Source organism: Clostridium aciditolerans, from assembly GCF_016316925.1.
In the GTDB taxonomy this organism is placed as follows: Bacteria; Bacillota; Clostridia; order Clostridiales; family Clostridiaceae; genus Clostridium_AM; species Clostridium_AM aciditolerans.
Genome location: NZ_JAEEGB010000009.1, coordinates 160,606 through 167,306, shown reverse-complemented (window position 1 = coordinate 167,306; position 6,701 = coordinate 160,606). Strand labels below are relative to the sequence as shown.

4 protein-coding genes, 1 tRNA gene and 1 other annotated feature are annotated in these 6,701 nt (G+C 31.2%); all 5 genes read right to left on the bottom strand.

What is annotated here, in order from left to right; genetic code table 11:
- Positions 1-395 precede the first annotated feature (395 nt).
- The 5 genes from murD to greA all read right to left on the bottom strand — a co-directional run bounded on the left by murD (position 396) and on the right by greA (position 6,539).
- Positions 396-1,775, bottom strand: coding sequence for a UDP-N-acetylmuramoyl-L-alanine--D-glutamate ligase (gene murD, locus I6U51_RS09705; protein WP_211142450.1), 1,380 nt, complete (start codon positions 1,773-1,775; stop codon positions 396-398).
- 542 nt (positions 1,776-2,317) lie between these two features.
- Positions 2,318-3,709 carry a glycine--tRNA ligase gene (locus I6U51_RS09700; protein ID WP_211142449.1) on the bottom strand — a complete coding sequence of 464 codons (1,392 nt, stop codon included), beginning with the start codon at positions 3,707-3,709 and terminating at the stop codon, positions 2,318-2,320.
- A 280-nt stretch (positions 3,710-3,989) separates the two neighbouring features.
- Positions 3,990-4,156, bottom strand: a binding site (T-box leader).
- 140 nt (positions 4,157-4,296) lie between these two features.
- Positions 4,297-4,371 (bottom strand) — tRNA-Asn (locus I6U51_RS09695).
- A gap of 151 nt (positions 4,372-4,522) precedes the next feature.
- Positions 4,523-6,031 (bottom strand): lysine--tRNA ligase, encoded by a 1,509-nt coding sequence (gene lysS, locus I6U51_RS09690; RefSeq protein WP_211142448.1) that lies wholly within the window; start codon positions 6,029-6,031, stop codon positions 4,523-4,525.
- Positions 6,032-6,062: 31 nt separating this feature from the next.
- Entirely contained in the window at positions 6,063-6,539 is a 477-nt protein-coding gene (gene greA, locus I6U51_RS09685) for a transcription elongation factor GreA (RefSeq protein ID WP_211142447.1), read from the bottom strand.
- Between the last annotated feature and the right edge of the window lie 162 nt (positions 6,540-6,701).

Here is a 6,701-nt window from a genome sequence, read left to right as displayed (position 1 = left end):
CAGCTTATATAGTTTCTCATACTTACTTAACTTTGTCAAGAACTTTTTTTAAATTCTTTTTGTTAAGCTTAGCTGCTCTTGACAGCTTCATTATAGTATCATACAAGTTAGCTTGTTGTCAACATATTTTTGACTAACTTTTTTAACTTGTTTGCCGCCTCATCAAGCGACATGTGTTATCTTATCATAGTTTAAAAATTAAATATATAATTTATCTTTCATAGCATTAATTTATCTTTTTATTTCTTCTTTATTCTATGTCATTCTACATTATTTGCACATAGATACACGGGGATAAGTTATTATGATATCATATTAGTTTTATTAACTATAATTTTTATAACATAGCCTCTAAGTTATATATAACTTAGAGGCTATGTTGCATTACTTTATCATTATTCTAAATTATTCACTATTTCCTTAAACTTATTTCCTCTTGCTTCAAAGTTAGGGAACATATCAAAGCTCGCACAAGCAGGAGATAAGGTTACTATGTCCCCTTCTTCTGCTATTTCTTGTGCTCTATTAACAGCATCCTCAAGACTATTTTCAATTATAATAGGTAATTTTATATTTTTATCCTTTATGACTTTATCAAAAGCATCTTTTATCTTATATCTTGTAGCACCTACTAGTATCAATACTTTTATTTTTGAATATCCTTCTTCAGCCAGAGGTTCAAAAGGTATTTTTTTATCATATCCTCCAGCTATAAGAATTACCGGTTTTTCAAAAGCTCTAAGCCCCGCTACAGTTCTACTAGGGCTCGATGCAATAGAGTCATTGTAATATTTTATTCCCTTTATCTCTTGTACAAATTCGCATCTATGTTCTACTCCAGAAAATGTTGTCGCCACTTTTCTCATGGCTTCTATACTAACATCATCGCTAACAGCACAAAAAGCAGCAAGTAGGTTTTCTACATTGTGCATTCCCTTTAATTGAATTTCCTTTAATAAACATACTACTTCGCCATTTAAATAAAGCTTATTGTCATTAAAGAACGCACCCTCTTCAATATAATTTTCTATACTAAATTGCATTAAGCGACCTCTAGCTTCTTTATTCATAGAGCTCGTTAAGTCATTGTCCCTATTTAACACAAGTAGATCTGTATTGCTTTGGTATTTAAAAATATTTTTTTTCGAATCAACATACTCATCCATCCCTTTATGCATATCTAAATGATTAGGACTAAGATTTGTTACAATTGCAACCTCTGGTGAAACATTCATTGTCATAAGCTGAAAACTAGATAGCTCTAGTACTACTCTATCTGTATAGCTCATATCTTCTATTTTACTAAACAATGGAGTTCCTATGTTTCCACCTACCCATGTTTTATATCCATGCTCTTTTAAAATATTATAAACCAATGTAGTAGTTGTAGTTTTGCCATCACTTCCTGTCACTCCATAAATCTTAGCTGGACAGTACTTAACAAACTCCTCCATTTCAGAAGTTATATAAGCACCTTCTTCTTTAGCGTTAATTAAAGCGGGACTATCTATTCTCATAGATGGCGTCTTAAATACTACATCAAATCCCTTTAACTTATCTAAATATCCTTCTCCTAAGACAAGTTGTACGCCTTTTTTCTTCAGTTCAGCAGCAGTTTCACCTAGTTGATCTTCATCTTTTTTATCAAAAGCACTTACTTTTGCTCCTAGCTTTAATAAAAAGTCTATTAAAGGTCTATTACTTACTCCTATACCTACTACAGCAGTTTTTTTCCCTTTTATAAAGCCCTTAAAATCATTAAAATCCTTTTTCATCAAAAACCCTCCACTTTAACATGACTATTTAACAAAGTTTTAAAGCTAATTAAATCATTAAATCCTTTTATATATCTTATATCTAATTATATCACTTTAATATAATATATGACTTACTTTCTCAGTATCTTTTTATAATTGATATTGAAAAAGTCTCTTATATTCTTAATTTAAATGTTTTGTCCGTTTCATTTAAACTGTACTATTGTCCATAGTCGAAATTGCAAGAATATATTTAATTTAAAGACTTTGTTGTTGAGTATTGAAACTTATTGTCTTTATATGCTATACTAATTTCGTGCCGTAAGGAAACATTAATATAATTCCCCAAGTTTTAATTAAACATATAACATATCCCCATGATTAAACCCTATTTTGCCAGGTATGATACCTGGCTTTTTTGTTTTTACTTAAAAATTACTCTTAAGGATTATAACCATTTTAGGGATATTTATAAAAATTACTCCACTTAGCCCAAAAAAAATTAGAAGATACATACTACACACTTCATAGAATGATGTAGCACGTATCTTCTGGTATTCTTAGAATTCCATTTTACCTTTTATAAAGTCTCTTATTTCATCTATCTTTATTCTGAACTGCTGCATAGTATCTCTGTCTCTTATTGTTACAGTATCATCTTCTAAAGTATCAAAATCTACTGTTATACAGTAAGGAGTTCCAGCCTCATCTTGTCTTCTATATCTCTTTCCTATACTGCCTGCTTCATCATAATCAACATTAAACTCTTTTTGTAATTTACTATATAATTCTGATGATTTTTCAGAAAGTTTTTTAGTCAAAGGAAGTATTGCCGCTTTAAACGGAGCAATTGCTGGGTGTAAACGTAATACTGTTCTAACATCTCCATCCTCTAACTCTTCTTCGTCATATGCATCTACCAAAAATGCCAACACAACTCTATCTGCACCTACTGAAGGCTCGATACAATATGGCACATATCTTTCATTGGTAGTAGGGTCAAGATATGACATATCTTTTCCTGAATGCTCTTGATGTTGCTTTAAATCGTAGTCAGTTCTATCTGCTATACCCCATAGTTCTCCCCAACCAAACGGGAATCTATATTCTATATCAGATGTTGCATTGCTATAATGTGATAGCTCATCTTGTTCATGATCTCTAAATCTTATACTTTCTTCTTTAATTCCAAGATTTAACAGGAAGTTCCAGCAATACTCTTTCCAATAGCTATGCCATTCTAAATCAGTACCTGGCTTGCAGAAAAATTCTAATTCCATCTGTTCGAACTCTCTAGTTCTAAAAGTAAAATTACCTGGAGTTATTTCATTTCTAAAAGACTTACCTATTTGTCCTATACCAAATGGTACCTTTTTTCTTGAAGTTCTTTGTACATTTTTAAAGTTAACAAATATACCTTGTGCAGTTTCTGGTCTTAAATATATTTCTGCTTTAGAATCTTCTGTTACTCCCTGGAATGTTTTAAACATTAAATTAAACTTTCTTATGTCTGTAAAATTCTTTTTCCCGCAGCTAGGACACGCTATATTGTTTTCATCTATATAACCCTTTAACTTCTCATTACTCCATCCATCAGCACTAGCTTTTTCTATACCTTGATTTGTCATATGCTCTTCTACTATTTTATCTGCTCTAAATCTAGCTTTACATTCTTTACAATCCATAAGAGGATCTGAGAAATTTCCAACGTGACCTGATGCAACCCATACGTCCTTATTCATTAGAATAGCACAATCTATTCCAACATTGTATTCACTTTCATGTATAAACTTTTGCCACCAAGCTTTTTTAACATTGTTTTTTAATTCTACTCCTAAAGGACCATAGTCCCAAGTGTTTGCTAATCCTCCGTATATTTCTGATCCAGGATAAACATAACCTCTGTTTTTAGCCAAAGCTACTACTTTTTCCATAGTTTTTTCAACTGTCATAAATATTACCTCCTAATTTTTATTTTTATATTAATTAATAATTTTAAACTAGATTATATAAAAAAAAGGCCTACCATGAAGGGACGAAAATATTTTTCCGCGGTTCCACCCTTCTTGGCAAATGCCCTGCTTTCATCTCCTTGCTCTGAAGCTCCCTTCATAGACAAAACCTTAGTTGTTTACACCAACCACAACCTCTCTTTTAAGGCAATTTATCACTACTCTTCTTCATCATAGCAAGATATTTATTATTTTATGGTAAAAAAATAAAGCCTCACCATAAAGGGACGAAAATTATTTTCCGCGGTTCCACCCTTTTTGGCAAATGCCCTGCTTTCATAAACCTCACTCAAAAGCTCCCTTCATAGCAAAATCTTGGTTGCTTACACCAACCACAACCTCTCTTTTAAGATAATTACTATTACTCTTCTCTATCATTGTGAATTATAATATTTTTTATATTAATATATATAATATAGCAATAATTTAGTATTGTCAACGTTATCCATTAAGGTTTTTCTACTTTAATATAATTTACTATATCCATTAGATCAATATTTATACATTTTTATTACAAAAAATAAAAATGGCTCCGCGAAAAGGATTCGAACCTTCAACCCTTCGGTTAACAGCCGAATGCTCCACCATTGAGCTATCGCGGAACAACTTACATTTATTATTATATCAAGCATTCAAAAAAAGTCAACAGTTATTTTCACTTTTTTATATTTTCCACCTATTTTTATCTAATTTTATAATTTCTAAATCAAAAATCGACAGCTCACTAGAAGCTGTCGACTTAATATAATTTAGTTATTGCTGAGTTGGTTTCATTGTTGGGAATAATATAACGTCTCTTATAGAAGGTGAGTCTGTAAGGAACATTATCATTCTATCTACTCCTATACCAAGTCCACCTGTTGGAGGCATACCTATTTCCAATGAATTTATAAAATCATCATCCATCATATAAGCCTCATCATCTCCAAGCTCTCTTTCTCTAAGCTGTTGAATAAATCTGTCTTTCTGAACTATAGGATCGTTTAATTCTGAATAAGCATTACATACTTCTCTTCCGTATATGAACCCTTCAAATCTTTCAGTAAAATCTTGATTTCCTCTTTTCTTTTTAGTAAGAGGTGAATTTTCTACTGGATAATCGCATACAAAAGTAGGTTGTATCAATTTATGTTCGCAGAATTCTTCAAATAATGCAATTAAAATGTCTCCCTTTGTACATTCCTTTAATTCTTTCTTAAATTCAAGATGTTTTTCTTTTGCAATTTCTCTTGCCTCTTCATCTGTCTTTATTTCATTAAAATCTATGCCAGCATACTCTTTTACAGCATCTACCATAGTCACTCTTCTCCAAGGCGGAGTAAAATCTATTTCTATTCCTTCATATGTAACTTTTGTAGTTCCTAAAACTTTTTCACATACATATGCCATCATATTTTCAGTAATTTCCATCATATCATTATAGTCTGCAAAAGCTTCATATAACTCTATCATTGTAAACTCTGGATTATGTCTTACACTTATTCCTTCGTTTCTAAAGTTTTTGCCTATCTCATATACTTTTTCAAATCCACCAACAATAAGTCTCTTTAAATAAAGTTCTGTAGCTATTCTTAAGTACATATCTATATCTAAAGCATTATGGTGAGTTACAAACGGTCTAGCAGCAGCTCCACCTGCTATAGGCGAAAGTATTGGAGTTTCAACTTCTAAATAATCCCTATTATCTAAAAACTCTCTTATAGCTTTTATTATAGCAGTTCTTTTCATGAATGTGTCTCTTACATCCTGGTTAATTATTAGATCAACATATCTTTGTCTGTATCTCAAGTCTGGATCCTTTAATCCATGCCACTTTTCTGGAAGTGGTTTTAATGATTTTGAAATTAATTGGAAATCTCTAATATGCAGAGATACTTCTCCAGTTTTAGTCTTAAATACAGTTCCTGTTATTGACACAAAATCACCTATGTCAAAAGTCTTGTACTCCTTAAGTTTCACTTCACCAACATCATCTATTTTTATATATAGCTGAATTTTGCCATATCTATCATGAATATCTGAGAATCCAGCTTTTCCATGAACTCTTTTTGACATAAGTCTTCCAGCAACTGTAACATCTTTTCCTTCAAGTGAATCATAATTGTCTTTGATTTCTTTTGTTGTATGTGTTCTTTCAACCTTATAAACATCAAAAGGATCTTTTCCTTCACTTTGAAGATTTGATAACTTTTGTCTTCTTTCTCTGATCAACTCATTGAAATCTTCTTCTAATTTGTTTAAATTCTTTTCATCATTTGCCATTAATAAACCCTCCAATATTTTCTTGTGTAGCTTATCGTCTTATTCCTAGTATCTCATATTTGCTTACTCCATCCGGTACCTGTATCTCTATCACATCTCCTACTTTTTTGCCTACAAGTCCTCTTCCGACTGGAGATTCATTAGATATTTTATTGTTTAACGGGTCAGCCTCGGCAGATCCAACAATTATATACTCTACTTCTTCATCAAATTCATAATCTTTAACTTTTACAATTGAACCTATGCTCACTACATCAGTAGAAATTTCACTTTCATCTACTATCGTAGCATTTTTAAGCATATTTTCAAGTTGAACTATTCTACCTTCTACAAATGCTTGTTCATTTTTAGCTTCATCATATTCTGCATTTTCACTCAAATCTCCAAATGAAAGTGCTACCTTAATCTTTTCTGTTATCTCTTTTCTTCTAACTGTTTTTAAGTGTTCTAGCTCGTCTTCTAATTTCTTTACACCCTCATAAGTCATCACATATTTTTTTTCGTTCATTTTATTCTCCCCTTTTAATAGTTTACTAATAATTCTCTATATGATAATTTTACCCCTACCCATATGATAGCATAAACTTAGTAATTATTTTAAGTAATTATAAATCAGCATTATACTAATGTCAACATATTCAAAATCACCACAAAATATTCTAATCTTTCA